The sequence below is a fragment of the Arachnia sp. genome, assembly GCF_057238465.1.
This window is the reverse complement of the sequence record NZ_DBHHFZ010000007.1, coordinates 49191-67158: the sequence shown is the minus strand read 5'-3', so window position 1 is coordinate 67158 and position 17968 is coordinate 49191. Positions and strand designations below refer to the sequence as shown.

16 protein-coding genes are annotated in these 17968 nt (G+C 61.8%); 4 read left to right on the top strand and 12 right to left on the bottom strand.

Features of this window, described 5'->3' with window-relative positions; genetic code table 11:
- Positions 1–130 precede the first annotated feature (130 nt).
- Positions 131–1342 carry an ATP-grasp domain-containing protein gene (locus ACO6D6_RS08715; RefSeq protein ID WP_484784871.1) on the top strand — a complete coding sequence of 404 codons (1212 nt, stop codon included), beginning with the start codon at positions 131–133 and terminating at the stop codon, positions 1340–1342.
- 61 nt (positions 1343–1403) lie between these two features.
- Here the strand turns inward: ACO6D6_RS08715 and ACO6D6_RS08710 are convergent, their stop codons facing one another.
- Both ACO6D6_RS08710 and ACO6D6_RS08705 read right to left on the bottom strand, forming a co-directional pair.
- Positions 1404–1595 carry a hypothetical protein gene (locus ACO6D6_RS08710; RefSeq protein WP_484784870.1) on the bottom strand — a complete coding sequence of 64 codons (192 nt, stop codon included), beginning with the start codon at positions 1593–1595 and terminating at the stop codon, positions 1404–1406.
- Between the two features lie 55 nt (positions 1596–1650).
- Positions 1651–1926: a ribbon-helix-helix protein, CopG family gene (locus tag ACO6D6_RS08705; protein WP_041696926.1), complete on the bottom strand. Its 276-nt coding sequence runs from the start codon at positions 1924–1926 to the stop codon at positions 1651–1653.
- Positions 1927–2118: 192 nt separating this feature from the next.
- On the opposite strand from ACO6D6_RS08705, the gene ACO6D6_RS08700 reads away from it, so the two are divergent.
- Positions 2119–2787, top strand: a complete 669-nt coding sequence (locus tag ACO6D6_RS08700) for a PIN domain-containing protein (protein ID WP_484784869.1) — start codon at positions 2119–2121, stop codon at positions 2785–2787.
- A gap of 137 nt (positions 2788–2924) precedes the next feature.
- On the opposite strand, the gene ACO6D6_RS08695 is transcribed toward ACO6D6_RS08700, so the two are convergent.
- Positions 2925–3221 (bottom strand): ArsR/SmtB family transcription factor, encoded by a 297-nt coding sequence (locus ACO6D6_RS08695; protein WP_484784868.1) that lies wholly within the window; start codon positions 3219–3221, stop codon positions 2925–2927.
- 351 nt (positions 3222–3572) lie between these two features.
- Here ACO6D6_RS08695 and ACO6D6_RS08690 point away from each other — a divergent pair, with 351 nt between their 5' ends.
- Entirely contained in the window at positions 3573–4769 is a 1197-nt protein-coding gene (locus tag ACO6D6_RS08690; RefSeq protein ID WP_484784867.1) for an MFS transporter, read from the top strand.
- 140 nt (positions 4770–4909) lie between these two features.
- Here the strand turns inward: ACO6D6_RS08690 and ACO6D6_RS08685 are convergent, their stop codons facing one another.
- The 8 genes from ACO6D6_RS08685 to ACO6D6_RS08650 all read right to left on the bottom strand — a co-directional run bounded on the left by ACO6D6_RS08685 (position 4910) and on the right by ACO6D6_RS08650 (position 14878).
- Positions 4910–5659, bottom strand: coding sequence for a helical backbone metal receptor (locus ACO6D6_RS08685; protein ID WP_484784866.1), 750 nt, complete (start codon positions 5657–5659; stop codon positions 4910–4912).
- A 335-nt stretch (positions 5660–5994) separates the two neighbouring features.
- Positions 5995–6768 (bottom strand): DUF6339 family protein, encoded by a 774-nt coding sequence (locus ACO6D6_RS08680; protein WP_484784865.1) that lies wholly within the window; start codon positions 6766–6768, stop codon positions 5995–5997.
- Positions 6765–7652 carry a hypothetical protein gene (locus tag ACO6D6_RS08675; RefSeq protein WP_484784864.1) on the bottom strand — a complete coding sequence of 296 codons (888 nt, stop codon included), beginning with the start codon at positions 7650–7652 and terminating at the stop codon, positions 6765–6767. The genes ACO6D6_RS08680 and ACO6D6_RS08675 overlap by 4 nt, the downstream gene beginning before the upstream one ends.
- Positions 7649–9490, bottom strand: a complete 1842-nt coding sequence (locus ACO6D6_RS08670) for a hypothetical protein (RefSeq protein WP_484784863.1) — start codon at positions 9488–9490, stop codon at positions 7649–7651. The genes ACO6D6_RS08675 and ACO6D6_RS08670 overlap by 4 nt, the downstream gene beginning before the upstream one ends.
- Entirely contained in the window at positions 9487–10455 is a 969-nt protein-coding gene (locus ACO6D6_RS08665) for a PD-(D/E)XK motif protein (RefSeq protein ID WP_484784862.1), read from the bottom strand. The genes ACO6D6_RS08670 and ACO6D6_RS08665 overlap by 4 nt, the downstream gene beginning before the upstream one ends.
- Entirely contained in the window at positions 10452–13013 is a 2562-nt protein-coding gene (locus tag ACO6D6_RS08660) for a Z1 domain-containing protein (RefSeq protein ID WP_484784861.1), read from the bottom strand. Before ACO6D6_RS08660 ends, ACO6D6_RS08665 begins: the two co-directional genes overlap by 4 nt.
- Before the next feature lie 49 nt (positions 13014–13062).
- Positions 13063–13434: a very short patch repair endonuclease gene (locus ACO6D6_RS08655; protein WP_126375835.1), complete on the bottom strand. Its 372-nt coding sequence runs from the start codon at positions 13432–13434 to the stop codon at positions 13063–13065.
- 19 nt (positions 13435–13453) lie between these two features.
- Entirely contained in the window at positions 13454–14878 is a 1425-nt protein-coding gene (locus tag ACO6D6_RS08650) for a DNA cytosine methyltransferase (RefSeq protein ID WP_484784860.1), read from the bottom strand.
- 156 nt (positions 14879–15034) lie between these two features.
- Here ACO6D6_RS08650 and ACO6D6_RS08645 point away from each other — a divergent pair, with 156 nt between their 5' ends.
- Entirely contained in the window at positions 15035–16303 is a 1269-nt protein-coding gene (locus ACO6D6_RS08645; protein WP_484784859.1) for an HNH endonuclease signature motif containing protein, read from the top strand.
- Between the two features lie 152 nt (positions 16304–16455).
- Here the strand turns inward: ACO6D6_RS08645 and ACO6D6_RS08640 are convergent, their stop codons facing one another.
- On the bottom strand, positions 16456–17790 hold the full coding sequence (locus ACO6D6_RS08640; protein WP_484784858.1) for a hypothetical protein: 1335 nt from the start codon (positions 17788–17790) through the stop codon (positions 16456–16458).
- Positions 17791–17968: the final 178 nt, after the last annotated feature.

Below are 17968 nucleotides of genomic sequence, written 5' to 3'. Positions count from 1 at the left end.
CCCCACTATCCCTCAAGTCCGCTATCCAACGGTGACAGCGCCCAGGACGGCGGTAACCTGTCGCCATGAACGGCCCCGGCAGCCAGCACCACATCACGGGGGGCACGGGCACCACGGGTGCCCGGTCGGAATGAGGACGGCCGCAGGACGTCGGGTACTGCTCTCCGAGGCGTCCAGTTTCACGGCCCGGGAGTTCATGACGGTGCTCGGGCGCGATGGTGTGGTCGTCGATGCGATGTCCAGCGTCCGGGCCCCCATCGCACGGTTCAGCAGATACTGCCGCGCCATTCGTCGCGTCCCGGCCCCGTCACGGGACCCACTGGGTTATCTGGCGGCGACGGACCGGCTGATGACCTCCGGGGAATACGACGCCCTCCTCCCGACCCACGAGCAGGCCTGGCTCTTCTCCGCCGGCCGGCACCTGATGCGACACCGGGTGGAGGTCGCCGACATTGCCGCATTCGACCGGGTGGAGTCGAAGATCGAGTTCGCACACCTCCTCGACGACCTCCGGCTGCCGCAGCCCGCGTGGCGGCTGGTCGAGAACGAGGGCGACCTCTCCGGGCTGGGTTTGCCCGTCTGGCTCAAGGCCGAGTTCTCGACCGCTGGTCGCGGGGTCGTCTGCGTCCCTTCCCGGGACGAGGCGGCCGCGGCCCTCGCTTCGCTCACCCCGCGGGGCCGGGTCATGGCGCAGGCCCCGGCGCCCGGCCGGTACGCCCAGGTGCAGGGTCTGTTCCGTCGCGGCCGGCTGATGGCGGCAGCGGCAAGTGAGCTGCTGGCAACCGGCGTCGGGGGAAGCGCGGCCGCGAGGGTGAGCGTCCATCATCCCGAGGCGGTGACTGCCCTCGAACGCCTGGGCGCTTTCCTGTCGTGGCACGGTGGCCTCGGCCTCGACTACTTCCACGAGGACGGCAGACCGTGTTTCATCGAGTGCAATCCCCGCATCTCCGAGCCCGCGAACGCAGCAGCGGCCGGCGTCGATCTCCCCGCCCTCATGATCGGCCTGGCCGACGACGCCCCTCCATCCGGGGAGCCCGTGGTGGCGCGGGAAGGTGTGCGGACCCGTTCGACGCTGGCCATCGGCCTCGGAGCGGCCGAGACCGCCGGAACCCGCCGGGGAGTGGCGAAAACCGTTGCCCGCGCCCTGCTCGGACGCTCCCCTCGGGCACCGGCGCGGGAGGTCCTGACCCCGGTTCTCGAGGACCCGCCCAGCCTCGTCCCGTTCGTCGTCGCGCTGGCCCCGGTCCTGGCGCGCCCTGCGGCGGTGCGACGGATGGCCGCGAGAACCGTGGCCGACTACTCCATCACCCCGGATGCGGTCACACGGGTCAGTACGAGATAAGAAAATAGCTGCAGGCTCCACGAGCAGATGAGTGGAAGCCGGAGAGCACCGAAGAATTCTGTCAAAGTTCGTCGAGGTATTGGGGACGGGCTTTCATGGCATGGATGATCAACTCGTAACCGTCGTCGTAGACCAGCATGACGAGTTCGAGAAGACGCCCGGCCGGATCCATACCAATCAACAGCCAGCGCCGAGGGTCATCCTTGTCATCAAGTGGACGGGAGTGCAGGACATGGGTGGCTGCATGGCGCACTGCGTCGTCATTGAGGCGGTCACGACGGTAGTGCTTCCGCGCAGCCTGATGTAGGTCACGCAACGTCCACCCAGGCCTTGACAGCAGCCCTGATCGCTTCCGACCGGTTCTGGATGCCCTCTGCCTCGGCCCGGGCAGTCAAAGCTGCAAGGGTGGCTGCATCGAGCCGCACGGGGACGACCACCCCGGGGCCATCGCCCACAGGCGGACGACCTCGGCGTGCCTTGGGAAGACTCGCGAGATCGTACCCGGCCTCCGCCTCGTCGGCCCAAGCCTGGATCTGCTCGTCCGTGACGGATTCACCCCGCAACAGATGTTCACTCACATCAATAGTGTATACGAAATTCTTGCTGATCTGACCGCTCGACCGTGGCGGGCGCCCCGAACCCACCCATGACAACATCGCTTTGGGAAAGAAATCTGCACGAAACCATTGCGCGCGAGCCACAGACGTGGAAGACTGAGGTCATAGCTCCCCACCGTCCTCCGGGACTGGTGGGGTTTTTTTCTACAGGAGGCAACGGTGTCTGATCTTCGGGCTGCACTTGTAATCGACTACCAGAACGTGCACCTCACCGGAGCAGGACTGTTCGAGCCGCACCAGCCGCCGCACGAGCATCTCGTGCATCCGCTGTACTACGCCAACCGGATTGTCGGTTGCCGGAACCAACGCCAACGACCCGGTTTTCCGCACGCTGTCGTAACCAAGGTGCTGGTGTACCGCGGGCTTCCATCCGCGGACATCGACCCTCGATCCTACGGGCGCAACTTAGCCCAGAAGGCCGATTGGGAGCTCGATCCAAGGGTAAAGGTGACCCACCGACCGCTGCGATATCAGTACCACCGCGATGGACACGGACGGAAAGCAACCGACCAGCAGGGACGCTGGTTGACCATCGGAAAACCCCGGGAGAAGGGCATAGATGTCCTCGTAGCCCTCGCCGTCATACGGGAAGCTCGGGATCCTGACGTCGATCTGGTAATCCTGTGCTCGCAGGACACCGACCTCGAACCCTCACTCGACGAAGCTTTGACACTTGATTCGGCAAAAATCGAGACCGCATCGTGGTTCGATCCGAAATCACCACACTCCAGCCATGAGATTCGCCCCACAGGCAGCACGAAGATCTGGAACATACGACTGGGCGCAACGGACTTCGCCGCATGTCGCGACAGAAAGGTTTACCTATAGTTCCTCGAGGGAAGAACGATCGGAAAGAGTCCCTGCGAGCTTATTGATCCGGACCGCGCCCGGAGGAGCAGCCCACCTTGAAACCACTTTCAGCAGCCGATTGAGCCTGCCGGGGAAGCGACCAGCCGCGCAATCTCCTACTCCTCCCAGCGACCCTTTCCCGGCGGCAGCCCGACCGCCTTCAGCAGGCCGGGGAAGCGCTGCTCGATGGCGTGGTCGCGGCGGGTGACGCGACGTCGCTTGCCCAGGACCTCGGTGTGCATGAGCCCGGATAGCCGCAGCATCCTGAGATGGTGCGACAACGTGGACTTGACCACGTCGTAGGTGAGATCGCCACAGTAGAGCGGCCCTTCCTCGGCGATGCGGCGCAGCACATCGCGGCGGATCGGGTCGGACAGGGCACCCAGCACCGCGTCCAGGCTGATGTCGGCCACAGCCGGATGAAAAACCTCCCTGGCCATCTTCCCGCCCTTTCACATTGCACGGTTCGATACATGCCTAACTAACGACGTTACCGTCCACCGGCGGGTCACACAACATCATCCGGAGGCCGGCCGCTCCGGACCCCGGCGAAGGAGCAGCCTGCGTCGAAACCGCCTCGGCAACCGGACAGCAGGCCTGACCGCAAGGCCCCAGACACGGCCATCTTGGTTTCGACATGACCCACTCGCTCACGCTCGCAGGCCGGCTCAACCAACTTCCCCCTCCTTGAAACCACCTCGCAGGACTTGACTCCCGACTCCCACAGGACAATTCTTAGTTCGACGAACTTCGAAAGGAAAGGAATGGTTGTGTCTACGCGTCAGCGAACCACCAGCGAATCCACCATGGGGGTGCTGTCCTTCTTCACTCTCTTCGTCATCGGAACCGACACCTTCCTCGTCGCTCCCCTGCTGCCCCTGCTGCAAGAGGAGTTCGGCGTTCCACTCGCGCAGTCCGGGTGGCTGGTGTCGGCCTACGCCCTGGGGTATGCGCTGTTCGCCCTGGTGGCGGGGCCGATCTCGGACCACCACAATCGACGCCGCGTGCTGCTGGCCGGGGTGGCGGCCTTCGCGCTGCTGACCTGCGCTTGCGGGTTGACCTGGGACTTCTGGTCCATGTTCACCACCCGTTTCCTGGCGGGTGTGGGCGCCGCCTTCGTCAGTCCACAGATCTGGGCCGCGATTCCGATGGTGGTGTCACGCGGGGCCGTCATCAAGGTCATGGGACACGCGACGGCCGGCCTGGCGATCGCCCAGGTGGCCGGGATTCCCATCGGCTCCTGGCTGTCCACCCAGGACTGGCGTCTGCCCTTCTTCACCATCGCCGGGCTCAGCGTCCTGCTGTGGCTGACGCTTCTCGCGTGGTTCCCGAGCGTTCCCCCGGCCGCTCCAACCGGCGAGGACGGGTTCCTCGCCCCGTACCGCAGGGTTCTCACCTCGCGCACCCTGGCGTGGTCGCTGGTGGCCTATCTCGTCTTCCAGGCTGGCTGTTTGGGTGCGTTCTCATTCATCGGTTCCTGGCTGGCCAAGGACTTCAGCGCCACGCAGACCCAGATCGGCACCTCCATGATGATCATCGGCCTGGGACAGGGCATCGGCTCGTTCGCCGGGCCGCCTCTGGTGTCCAGGATCGGGGAACGCACCTCCCTGTGGTCCGGGATCGTCGCCCTCGGCGCCGGTTTCCTGCTCGCCTCGGCGATGCCGTCCCGCTGGGCCGCGACCATCGCCTTCGCCGTGACAATGCTCGTCGGAGGTTTCTTGCTGCCGGTGATGATGGGGCAACTCCAAAGCAACGCCGGCCAGGCCCGAGGCACCGTCTCCTCGCTGTCAAACTCGGCCATGTACCTGGGTACCGCCATCACAGGAGGCATCGGAGGTACCCTGCTGACCGTCTTCCCGGGCTACTGGGGCATCAGTATCTACACCGCCGCCACCTTCGCCCTTGCCCTGGTCATCTATCGGTTCGCCAGCGCCTTCCGAAGCGACCCCCGACCCTCATGACGCTGGTTGAGCCGGCCTGCGAGCACAGCGAGCAGGTCGTGTCGAAACCGTCCCGCGCGTGTCTGGCTCTTGTGGCGGGGTCTATTCATTGGCCGCCGGGATGGTTTCGACTCGGATCGCTCATTCCTCGCGCCCCCGGCTCAGCTGGCTCCATGAATGGCGGCCTCCAGGTCGGCGCGTGCTTCGACCATGGCGGGGCCGTACCAGAACAGCGACCTGCCCCGGACGTTCAGCGATCCCACTCCGCCCAGCGCCTCTGGGCCGTCGGTGGCGGTGAAGGGGTAGGGCTCGTCGGGAAGCAGGACGAAATCGGGGTTCCCACCGAGGGCGTCGTTGATTTTGACATCCGGATACCGCATGTCATCGACAATATTGGTCAGTCCCAGGCGACGCAGCAGGTCGTCGGGATAGGTGCCCGCACCCACCCAGATCCAAGGGTCCCGCCACACCGGGAGCGCCACTCGTCCCGACAGCCGCGGCGGGTGGCCCCACACCTCGCGGGCCTCCTCCAGCCAGCCGACTTCCCGCAGCCCGAATCCCTCCCGGAACAGCCGGGTCAGGCTGCCCAGGGCATCGTCGATGCCGTCGATGCGGGTCACCCACACCGGGATTCCAGCAGCCCGCAACCGTTCGACGTCAACTCGGCGGTTCTCCTCCTGGTTGGCCACCACCAGGTCGGGGCGCAACGCGGCGATGGCGGCGCGGTCGGGGTTCTTGGTGCCCCGCACCCGCGCAACATCCAGGCCTGCGGGATGGGTGCACCAGTTCGTGGCGCCGACGAGCACGCCGGGCGCGGTGACGGCGATCGCCTCCGTCAGCGACGGCACCAGCGAGACCACCCGCCCAGGCGGGCTGTCCAGCGCGACTTCCGCCCCGAGGTCATCCAGCACGCCCCAATTGTCCCCGCTCCGCAACAAAGCTGGTTGAGCCGACCCGCGAGAACCGAGCAGCCCGAGTCGAAACCCACATTGAAGCCGGTTGAGCCAAGCAGCGACGAAGAAACAGCCCGAGCCGCCCCCTTTGAAGCTGGTTGAGCCAGCACGTGAGCGAAGCGAACGGCTGAGTCGAAACCACCCCGCGGCCGACAAGCACACCCGACCACAGCCCCCCACGCACACTTACCCACGGCTCATCACGTTCGCCGCTCGGTTCAGTCCACAAACCGGCTCTGCCTGGCTGGGTCGAGGTCCTGACGGTCGAGCCCCACCCGCCCAGTGACCTGACGTCAGAGCGCCCGCCTCGGGAAATTCCTCGACACCACCTCTCCACTGAGACGCTCCACGAGGAGATCGAGTTCGTCGTCCGTCAACAGGTCCAGATGGACGGGACCTGTCTGAAGGGTGATCTCCTTCATCAGCTCCCGTGTGAACAAACTTCGGTTCCCTGTCGAGGGGAAATCGAGGATCCTTCGCGCAGCGGCTCTTATGAGACGTACGTTGCGGGCCAATGAAGAGCGTTCCGTCAACGCCACCAACTCGTCCTCCCCCAAGGGACGCTCCCCGGTTTCAAGAATCGGGCCGAGTAGTCTCCACCGTCTCCACGAGGTCTTCAAGTAGTTGCGATCCTTCCCCACCAGCGCCCCGATCCAACGATCCTGGTTCAGTTCCTTCCCGTCTGAATCGCCCCCTCCCCAGCGGGCATGGACCAAGTCGGGAAACAGGAACAACGAGAGGTACGCCCAACCCCCGCCATGGGCAGCGTCGCTTGGACTCGGTGCGATGACTTCCTCCAAGGCCCTGCCCAGAACGGCTGAGTGTTTCGCAGCCCCTTCGAATGGGTCGATCGACACATCATCAACCCGTTCGACCACTTCCTCCCGCCACCTTTGGATGTCTTCAGAGGTCGGGGCGCTTCCACCCGTCCTGTTGGGCACCGCACCCACGTCCCCTTCCAGCACCAACGCCCTACCCGTGTTTCCACTCCGCACGAGTTCCTGCAACTGCGCGAAACGCTCCACGGCCTGCGCCAAGGAGATTCTGGGTATCAAGAGTCGGCTCATCTGGTATCCCCCTTGAGGAAGAAGACTGCCTCTTGGAGCAGCGCCAGCGTCCGGGGCCGGTCATTGACGATCGCGTCCACAGCTTCGGAAAGGTCCTTGCCCAAGTAGAGATTGGTCTGATCGTTCATGACTGCTCCGACGCTTCCCGGCTCGAAGTCTTCGATCCCGTCCGATGACCAGTGCGCAGCCACCGTGCCGAGCATCTGGGAAATCAGGTCGTACTTCAGGACGGTGTGAATCAATCCCTGCTTCTCGCCGAGCAGGGCCTGTGCATGCTCGTGGCTCGTGTTCACGTAGAGCCGCGTGACACCGAGGAAGGGTTCATTCAAGAAATCTCCTCTGAACTCGAGAACCCATGCTGCGTCGGACGGATATTTGTCCAAGTGCTCAAAGTTGAAGGCCTCGACGGGAAACCCGCCCCCCTCACCTTCCAGAAGGAAAACATATTTACCGGATCCTGAATGAAGTCGGCTTCCTTTTCGATGGGCGGAGTAGCTGGCTGGAACCGGTCCATCAGGAACATTGAGCAGCACCGAATAAGTGACGACCAATTTTACGGCGACCTCGTGTTCCGGAATCGAAACATCCAGTTTCACATCACCGGACTGGTGGTCCGGCACGGGCTGCACGTCCAGTTTTCTGTACCCGGTTGCAGGACAGTCGACCTGCAGGACTGCCGCCACTCCATCCAGCGATTCCAACCCGGTTGAACTCAAGAATCGTTCGCGGTCCAGACTCAGAGAGCCGAGTACCTTCATGGGAATCATGTAGTCCCAGGTGGGAGCGGTTTCCCCCGCCTCGATCTCAACACCACGAAAATGAAGCGTCGGATTTTCAAATCGAACTGATTCCTCGTCCGCAACGAGGAAGGGCATGATCTTCACGAGGCGGCCTCTGCGACGAATGTAACATTGATCGCCAGTCCGACGGGAAACGACATGCAGGCCCAGAATGATTGCCCCGAGTCGACCTCCACAGAATCGCTCGAGAAATGTTTCTCGCCAACGCGCCATTCCTCGAGCCTCAGGAGATCATCCCCGGACATCTCGCCTCCATCCACCACCAGACCCATCTGACCAACCCGGACCGTGGCTCGATCGGCATTGATCAGCTCCAGCTCCAAGTCGACGAGCTGACGCCCTCTCCTGGCCTCCGCGGCGCTCGACAGCAGCTGAACACCTACCATGCCGACCCGAACGCTCCTCCCTCTTCTCGATCCACCGTTGCTATTTCCTCTTTTCCCCGACGGAACGGGGACGGCCCGCCCACCAGGAACGGCGCCTGCAAGATTCGCCAACGAGGACGACAACGCCCCGGTGGAGCTTCCCTCGATGGACTCGTTGGACGTCTGGGCCGGGGCCAGGTATTCCTTGACCTCTTCCTTGATTCTCCTGAGAGCAACATTGACATAGCTTCTACCCATGGGGTCCTCCACGCCCGCAGGATCCCAGCTGTCATGGGCGGGAGGTTCCGCATCAGCAAAATACTTGTCCATGTCGCTGGTCGGCTTGAAGATCCCGAGCCATGGCAAATCATCTGAGTTAGCCGCGGAGAAGCGCTCCACCTTGATCACGAGTTCAGCATCGGAACGCATGTAGGTGACACCTTGGAGAGCATCATCAAAAGCGGTTCTTTCTTGGCCGAAAATCGGGACCCTGGTGAGCGCGAGGTGCCCGAGTAAGGCCTTGGGTCTCCGGCTTCGGATCTCCACAATCTTGATCATTGGATTGCCGGCCTCTTCCCCGTTCTGAACGGAACGGATCTTTTTCAGGCATTCCAGCTGAGCCGTCAGGATTCCGGATTCAGGGAGAACCTCGATCTCCTCGTCACCATTCAGAAGAGAGGTCTGCATCCGTCGCCTCGGATCCTGTTCGGAATCGAGCTTTGGCCAGAGGTTTCTGCTGATGGCCTCGGCACACGGCTCGACCAATTTTCCTTCCTCATTGTGTTTGGGTGACAGTATGAGTATGGACGTACCCGTCTCGCCTGCCTTGAATCTGGACTCGAAGACGGCTTCCCCCAGCCTCCTGGCGTCTTCCTCCTCGGCAGGCTCAAACCTGAGAAGCTCGGCTTCCGTGTCTTCCGCAGCGGGGACTCCCCACCACTGCCTTCCCGTGTACTGGCGGCCGTCCTTGGTGAAGCTGTCCCCCATGGCAGAGGCCAGGAAGCGGTCTCTGATTTCTCCGCCCTCATCCCTGAATCGAGACCAGATGACGATCGTGGAACATCTGCTCGCCAGATAGCTGGCGGTTTTCCCGAACCCATAGGTGCCACCGCTCGACCGCTGGGCCGGGGGTGCCCCGATGGTCAGGACGAAACGGGCATAGTTGTTGACCTGAGCACTGTTCACCGGTTTTTCATTGGTGGTCGGGCCGCCCAACCCCTTGGTTCCCCGGTCACTGATCTCCAGAGCGTCCAAGTTGGGGTCGCGCAGAACCCCGGCAAGATCGAGGTTGTCCGAAGAACCGCGTCCAAAGACGTTCCATTGCAGGATGTCGCGCACCTTGGGACCAAGTTTTCGATACCGGACCTCGAAGCGGGGCACTGTGTCGTCCTCGTCCGGCATCAGTCGGGCGTCCCAGCTGTTCTGGGCCGTCTCCCGGATGAGCAGGTTGAGAAGGTCGACCTTCGGAGCACCTATGGTTCGCTTTGAACCAGCTCCATCCGTGTCACCCGGACCGAATGGTTTGGGATACCAGTGCAGATCCGGCATGCCGATCATGCGGTCATCATCTCTCCCATGAAGGCGTCAAGTTCTCCCGAATCCATGGCACCGGGAGCGCCCATCAGGTCCAAGGTGTAGCTGACCTTGGTGATCGCAGCGGAACGATGTGATGGCAGATCTTGGCTCCGGAGCCCGGGGAAGTCGTCCTCGACCCTCCAACTCAACGGGCCACTCACCTCGACGAATCGATGTGCGTCCTCGTCGACTCCGAGAAGGAATCCCGCTTCGGCCAGTTTTTCTCCGACCGCCGCTTCGGAACATCCCAGCGCAACCAGTTCCTCGACCATGTTTGTGATGTTCCGACCGTTCGGAGAGGACCGCACGTGTTGCCGGATCAGCACGAGCGGGTTGCCCGCAGGCCGGTCCAGCTGTTCCAGGCTGGAAATGGTGATGATTTGTCCACTTGATTTCGATGTCTTCACCTCGAGGTCGCCCTTGGACGTGGTGAAGTCGTGAGCCTCCCCGTCGGGGCCGGTCCAAGATTCCACCGCGAAGTGGGGATTCCATTTGGCGAGTCTTGCCGTCACGAGAAGTTCACCGAACAGTCCTCGCGCGGACTCCTCGGTCAGGGAACGCGCTGGCCTGACGAGGCGTTTCCAGTCGTCGAGGGTTGTCAGCATCGCCACATGGGCTGCCTGTTCAGCGGTTCTCATTCTCTCCCGGACATCATCCGCCAACCTTGAGAAAACTTTCCCCAAGGCATTGGCTTCACACACCAGATCCAGAAACTTCTGATCGGTTCGGGGGTCACACCAAGTGGTCAACTCGATGGCCGCGCCTTTCATCGGAGTGAACGCGAAATCCGTTGGTACGGGAGCGAGCAGATGTCGTCTCTCTTCGGCGTCCGCCCCCAGCCACAGATCACCTCCCGCCTCGGCCTCGTCCAAGATCATCAGGCTGCGTCCCGCCTGTTCCCTGGCTCGCGACAGGAGGAGCCCGAATGTGACCCAGGAATCGCTCATCCTTCCTCCTCCGCCATTCGGTCCTCGGATGTGGAGCGAACGGAGACGTATGTTCCCTCCCGTCCGTGTTCATCGTTCACGTGTGGGAAGAAGATCGCGAAACCGATCAGGTTTTCCCCGGCCGGCATATCCATGCGGGTCGGGGGTCCCCCGGCGGTCTTCCCCGCTCGGGAGTTCGCGCTGATCGGGTACACGACCACCAACCCCTTTCCCTGCCCGTGATGCCTGCGAATCCTCCGTCGCTCGACGTTGTTCGTGTGTTTGGTCGCACGGTATCGGTCGGGTTCGATGTCTCCCAGTCGATCATCCCCGGACATGATCGCCTTGAGATCGATGCGAGCACGCGTGCTGCCGATCAACGGGGAACGATCCAGACAGTTCACCTCACGCCCACCTATCAGGATTTTCCCGAGGTCGGCGTGTCCGTCCTTCGCCAGTTTCCCCGAGCCACCCGCGATCACCACGTTCCATTCGGGCCCGGATGCCCATTTCCTGATCCAATCTGACATGCCCCGCAACGCATCCGGATTGGTCAGCCACTTCTGGTCATCGTGCACCTTGAAGTTCTCGAGGAATCTGACGACCCTTTCTCCCGGCACACCGGTTGCGATGAGACGATCTGCGTTCCAGTCGATCGGCTGAAGGGTGGCGTCGCCGATGAGTTCCTCGGCCACGGATCTGTTCCTGTCCAGCACGCCCGGTCGGCCGTCCAGCAGGAAGGTCTGGTTCGCGGTGCCGCTGAGCCCGACCTGGACCTCCTTCGCACTGAACATCTTGCTGGCCGATGTGATCTGGAGCCGCCCCGGATGGGCACGAATGCGCAACCCCACGTCGTACGGGGTGAACTCCGACTCAGCCAGCTCCTTGATGCTGTCACGGAGGTCCTTCTCAACCAAGGCAAGGAATGCGTAGTCTCGATCGAGACCGTTCGCAACCCAGATCCGGGGAAGATCCTCGTATCCCTTGCGATAACCGAACCAACGTCCCATCTGCATCAGGGTGTCGTAGGTGCTGCTGGTTCGGGTGAAGTAGGAGACGACCAACCCTTCCAGTGTCAATCCCCTGGAAAGGGTTCCGCCACCGACCGCGATGACGGTGAGGGGTTTGCCGCGCTGATAGTTGATTCGATCAGGCGAGTCTCCGTTGTCGACCTTCACATCGATCTCGGCCAGCACATCACCGAGCCTCGCGCTGACCTCGGTCCAATCAGGAAGAGGAATGGTGGCCTCCGAGACCACCCGATAGGCCTCTTCCTTCCAAGCCTTCTCGAATCTTTCGATCTCACCAGCTGCTACCTCGTCGACGAGATCTTTGACGTGGCGCTTTATCCGCTCTTTGAAGGCAAAATGGGGGTTCTTGTAGTGGGTGGTGTGGACGAGCATGGAGGAGTGTTCCGACTGCTGGCCCCGTTGCCAACGGATCGCCGTGGCGACGACGAACCAAGCGATTGCGTCCTTCAGAGCGGGAGAGAGCGGCGGATCGAACTTCTCGCGGAGCTCGGTTTCGCTCGGTGGACGCAACTGATCCGATTCCTCGGGTGGGATTCTCCGGACGACATCCAGTCCCTCGGCCGCGGGCGCATCCTCGTCCACGGTGTCGGCAATGCCGAAGACCCTCTCGGGCCCGAAATACCCCTCCCCCGGCTCCAGGGTGACGATGAAATCTGACGGAAAAAGATCTTCCTCGTCATCAGGGTTTATCAGGACGTTGGCGAACGGCGTCGCCGTGTAGGCGACGTAGGTTCCGGTGATGACCTTTCCCCAGAGCTGGCGCAGTTTCTCATTGACAGCAGACACTTCTTTGTACTGGCTTCTGCTATTGGGGCTGGCCTGATCAGCCTCATCGTCAATGATGAGCACCGGAAATTTTTGCAGCACATCCGGTCCGAGGTCGCTGAGCATTTTCACCAGTTTCTGGAGAACCTTCTTGTTTTTCTTCACCACGGCACACAGCAGGGGCGTATGCTTGAACGATGCCCGCGGGCTGAGCTGATGATCAAAATCTTTGCTGGGACCAGTCAGCTTTCCCCAGTCATCCCCCGTGAAGAGTTGCTCATCGAGCCGGGTCTGGGTCTGCTCCCTGAGATTGTTGTGCATCCCGGCCAAGACGATGATCAATCTGTACCCGGCATCCGCGGCCTTGGCGATGACGCCCGCAAAATTTCGTGTCTTACCGGATTGAACGTTGCCCACCACCAAGCCCTTGCGTCGATCACCTTTGCGACGCGGATTCGCGAGAAGACGAACGATGTTGGAGGTCTCCTCGTCGAGTCCTCCCATGCCCGGAGCCCCGGCCTCCTCCAACGCCCTCCAATAAGCGGCCCAGCAACCATCACTCGAAGGGCCCATGTACCAATTGAGGCGATCCCTATCCCCCAGGACGGCATTGGGAACGTCTATCAGGGCTTCTGATCGTCGCCTCAGCTCCTCCACGGCCTGGTCGATGCCCGGCATTCCTTTCCTCTTCAGCTCTTCCGCTGCCTCGACCCAAGTGATCTTGCTTCTATCCGCCCAGTCCATGATGATTTGGGCCGCATTGAACGTTTCGGAACCAGTCATCGTCCTCTTCCTCTCGGACAATCAGGGTACCGGACCTCGCCCCGCGCACTCATTCCCCTTCAAGTTTTGCGATGACCGCTGCCAGCGCTGTTTCTGGGGACTCGTGTTCCCACACCCGCACCACCGTCCACCCGAGGTCCGTGAGGGCCTCGGTGGTCTCCAAGTCGCGGGCCCGGTTCCCGGCCAGTTTGTCAGCCCACCAGTCCTTGTTGTTCTTGGGCTTCACGCCGTGTGTCGGGCAGGCGTGCCAGAAACAGCCATCCACGAAGACGGCCACCCTTCTGCGCGGGAAGGCTATGTCGATGGTCCTGCGAGGCATCCCCGGGACCGGGTACGCCACCCGGAAGCGATACCCACGTGCGTGGAGACGCTTGCGAAGAACGACCTCCGGTTTGGTGTCCTGGCGCTTCTGATGGGCCATTCGGTCTCGAACGGCCTCGTCAGCGGGAGCCGGACGTTCGTTCGCCAAGAAGATCAGCCACCCTTTCAGCGATCTTGAGGGCCAGCAGCGGAGGTACCGCGTTTCCGACCTGATGGTACTGCTTGGTTCGGGTGCCGCAGAAGAAGTAGTCGTCCGGAAAGGTTTGAAGCCGGGCGGCCTCGCGAACCGTCAGGCTCCGCGACTGCCCGGGGTCCGGATGTATGTAGTAGTGCCCGTCCTTGCTGATGTGCGATGCGACCGTGCTGCCCGGGGCATCCCATTTCTGCACCTTGAACCGATCTGTGAACGGTGTCGATTCACCCTTGACGTTCTTGTGTTTCGGGCGCAGTTCCTCGGGAAGCTCCTGAACCTTGAAACTGCGGCCTTCCTGCGCCAAGGTGGCCAAGAAGGTGTATCGGACCAGATCCGACTCCATGTGGCCTCTCGCCTCATGCTGCGTGATGGGCACGTCGTGTCGCCTCAACCACGAGCGCAGTTCGTCCGCCGTTCCGGTCCCCGAGGCCTCGATACCGCGCCCGGGTGCCGCCAGCGCCGCGGCCAGTTTGACGCCCTTGTCACGAGCGCGCGACAGGACCGCTTCCTGGGAGTGGGTGGTTCGCGTGACACGGGGGTTCAGCCGCTCCATGTCATGGATGGCATGACGCACCGTGACCACGGGTTGGGGATGCAACGGATCGAGGACCGCGTTGCCCAGGTCGTTCCGAATCCCCAGCAGGATCACCCGGTGACGTCGCTGTGGGATCCCGTAATTTTCAGCCCGTATCACGAAATCGTTCGGCTGCGGATGTTCGTCGGGGACGACGAAACTACGGATCTCGTATCTCCCGTTCATCGCGAGGTCCGACATGATCAGGTTGAACATGTTGGATCCGTGATGCCCCGCGGAGAGCAGTCCCTTGACGTTTTCCATCACGAAAACCGCGGGCTTGAAGCGTTGAATGATGTCCAGGTATTCGCGATAGAGAAAGTGTTTCTTGTCCTCCAGGAATTCCGGGTCATGTTTTCTGCGGGATCTTCCCACGAGGGAATAGGCCTGGCACGGTGGCCCCCCGATCAGCACCCAGTCCTCGCGGCCGCCAAGGGCAGAGGCAATGAAACCAGCCGCCGTCTCGCGAGCCGAGGGGCCCAACTCCATCATGTGCACATGCGCGCGCGCCCGTCGCAGGGCTTTGTCCATTTCCCGTTCTTCGATCAGCGCCCGCCACGCGATGTTCCCGGCGAGGAATTCTTGGTAGGAGCGGGGAAGGCAGCCACCCCGGGAGAGTTCCCGAACCGCCGATCTCAGCACAAGCGTCTCGACCGCGTTCTTCTCCATCTCGAAGGAGGCCACGACGTCGAACACGGGCCTTCCGAGGTGCTCCACGGAGCTGAAGCCCTCGTTCAGTCCACCGGGACCCGCGAAGACATCGACGACAGGGATCATCCTCGCCTTGTCCCTCCTGTTCCTGTTTCGAGCCCAGGGTACCAGGTCCGTCCCCCTAGACACGCCCCACCCCCTCGGACAACGCTTGACCACACCGGCGATTTTCTTCACGAACAACCTCTTGCGCTTCTAATCGAACTCATGTATTATTACCTTATGGCTGGATCGGACCACACTCCCCTCGTCGAGGGCCCCGCGGAGGAAAACGCCGCGGCATGGCATCGGCGCGTGGCCGCAGCCCATGAGCTGGCGGGCAGGTTGGCCGTGATCCACGCCGACCTGGTAGCCCTGACCGAGGAGTTGCTCTCGTCCAACACCTGGTCCGGGGACGGGATCCGTTCCATCGAGCACTGGCTGCAGGTCTTCGTCGGTCTCTCCCCCGCGAACGCGGCGGCGGTTGCGCGGGTCGCGCAACGATCCACCGAGCTTCCCGAAGTGGTCGAGGCGCTTGGCGCAGGGCGGCTCGGGTTGGACCAGGCCGCGGTGGTCGCCCAGCACGCGCCCGAGACATACTCGGCCAGCATCACCGAGTTCGCGGAGAAGGCGACGGTCACGCAGCTGCGACGCACCCTGTCGCGCTACCACCACCCGGATGTCGCGGCACCCTCCCCGGAGCCGCACGAAACCGCGCGAGCCGACGCGTCGCAGCTGTCCATGATCACCAACTCTCGTACCGGACGTTTCGAGCTGCGCCTCAGCGCCCCGGCCGTCGACGGCGCCCTGGTGGAGACCGCCATCCGTGAGGCCAAGGACGCCCTGTTCACCAGCGGAAACACCGAGGCCACCCTCGCCGACGGGCTCTTCGAGATGGCGAACCGCTCCCTCAGGGCGATCACCTCGGGCAGCCGCAAGGAGCACTACCGCGTCCATCTGCACCTCGACACCACCGGTGCTGGCTGGCTCGCGAAGAAGGGCGCCCTGCCGCAACATCTCCTGGCAGAGTTCACCTGCGACGGCGTTCTCATCCCGGTCTGGGAAACCGATTCCCTGCCGGTCAGCGTGGGCCGCTCACAACGGATCGTGCCGCTTCGGACCCGCCGCCTGGTGGAAGATCGCGACCGCGGCTGCCGCTACCCCGGCTGCCCCGTCACCGGGTTCCTCGAGAACCACCACATTCAGCACTGGAGCAACGGCGGCGCCACGAACCGCGAAACGGTGGTCTCACTCTGCCCCACCCACCACCGGCAGCACCACCAGGGTCGCTACACGATCACCGGCAACCCCGACATCCCCGGCGGCCTGACGTTCACCAACCAGTACGGCCAACGCATCGGAGGCGACCCGGAAGCCTCGGCCAAGGCCGCCGCCATCAGCGGCATCCGGGGTCGGAACCCCCGCAAACCGATCCCTTACAAGGGCCCCACCGGAGAAACCCTCCAAACCCGGTCGATCCGCTTCACCCGCAACCCACCCCGCCGCGAGTGACATCACACATAATCGATTTCAGAGGTGACAGCTTCTCGCCGGAAGGAAAACGTGGAAGCCGCTTCTCTCTCCGAGGAACGAGCACCATGCCCACTAGTGCGCATCCTCAGAATCAGCCTCTCACGCCATGAGCTTCATCACCTGAATATTCATTAGGTTGAGGGTTTTCTGCCACCCATGTCCTCAATGGCGCCCGCAAGCAGCGCACAATCCTTTTCAATTTGGTTTTTCATAGATTCCATCGATTTTCCGGCAGGACCCTGAGATTTTCTCACCCACGTGATGGGAGATCGCAGCCACTTGAAGCGCCCCCCTGCCTCCGCACGCATGTAATCCTGAATCACCAGAGCACATCGCGCCTGTTCGGGGGACACGTGCCCCAAGCCCCTCTCCTTCCATTCCTTCAGCTCAGTCCACCAGCTTGCGTCCCAAACTCCTTCCTTCCTGTGCATTCTCGGCATTGCGGCGACGAAAGAAACCGCCACATGCCAGATCACGAAGGCCAGAGACAAGGCACCCAAGAACAAGGTTTCATGATCACCGAACAGGATGATCAAAAAAGACATTAATCCACTGAAAGGAATCACTGTCAGCCCAAATCCATTATCAAGAACAAGGATCTTCCACAAAGAGGCTCGCGAACCCTTGACAAAATACTTAAGGCATCTGTCAGCATGGCTTCTCTTGTTCGTGGAGACCGCCACAATTTCAGAAAATACTACAAGAACAACCGACACCATGGCCAGCTGCCAGAACAGTATTTCTTCAAGCTGATCCTCACGATATCCTGTCGATATCCATAGGAATGTTCCAACGACAATCAAGACCAACAATACCCGGACCACCGGAAGCCATCTAATAATCCACACGCAATGAGGGTGCTTTCCCGCCAGTGGAACCACATGCTTGCCAATACCGCAATCAAGTTCCAGAGTCCTTTTGAGCTCGGCCTCCAGCAGCGCCAGACGCCACTTTCTGCGCTCCATTTCCTCAAGATCGAGACGGAGCACGTGAAGTCCAGGAATCAGCACCCTATTAATCCACCTGCACCCCAGGATTCCGACCGCCAAGGCGCCAAAAATTATCAGATCAGGGATTTTCTCACGCACCGACCCTTCCGGCCAGAGGACTACCACAGGTATTTTTGCAGAAGTCAGTATCAGCGTTCTCCACAAATAAGCAGCAACGAAAAAAGTGCAGTACTCGATCGCCTTGTCGGCCAGATCGACCCTGGACACCCCCGAAGCGCGCCCGCGCGCAGAATTATCGTTTTTTGCATTCGGAATGCTCCCGCCGGCTACAAAAACCCCTATGGCGGCGGCGGCAAGAAAGGTCAGCACCGAAAGCACATCACTGAAATTGGCCCACGGTGTTTCACAAACTCCACGCAGCATCTTCGGGAAAAGCAACTCGCCAAAATCACCATCTGAGCAACGCTCTCCACCGCCCAGAGCAAACCCTCTGAGGTAAACCTCAAAGAAAGCCACCAAAATCCCTGCAACAAATGCGTTCCAACCGCTAAGGCGACCACTGTTTCTTCGATACCGTAAGTACATGTTTGAAGAATTCATCGCGGCATTCACTTCCCCCTGGATGAACAGTCATGTCTCACATGAAGTGTAGGGAATACGCTATCCCAGCGCGCCCCTGCCAATTGGCAGGGGC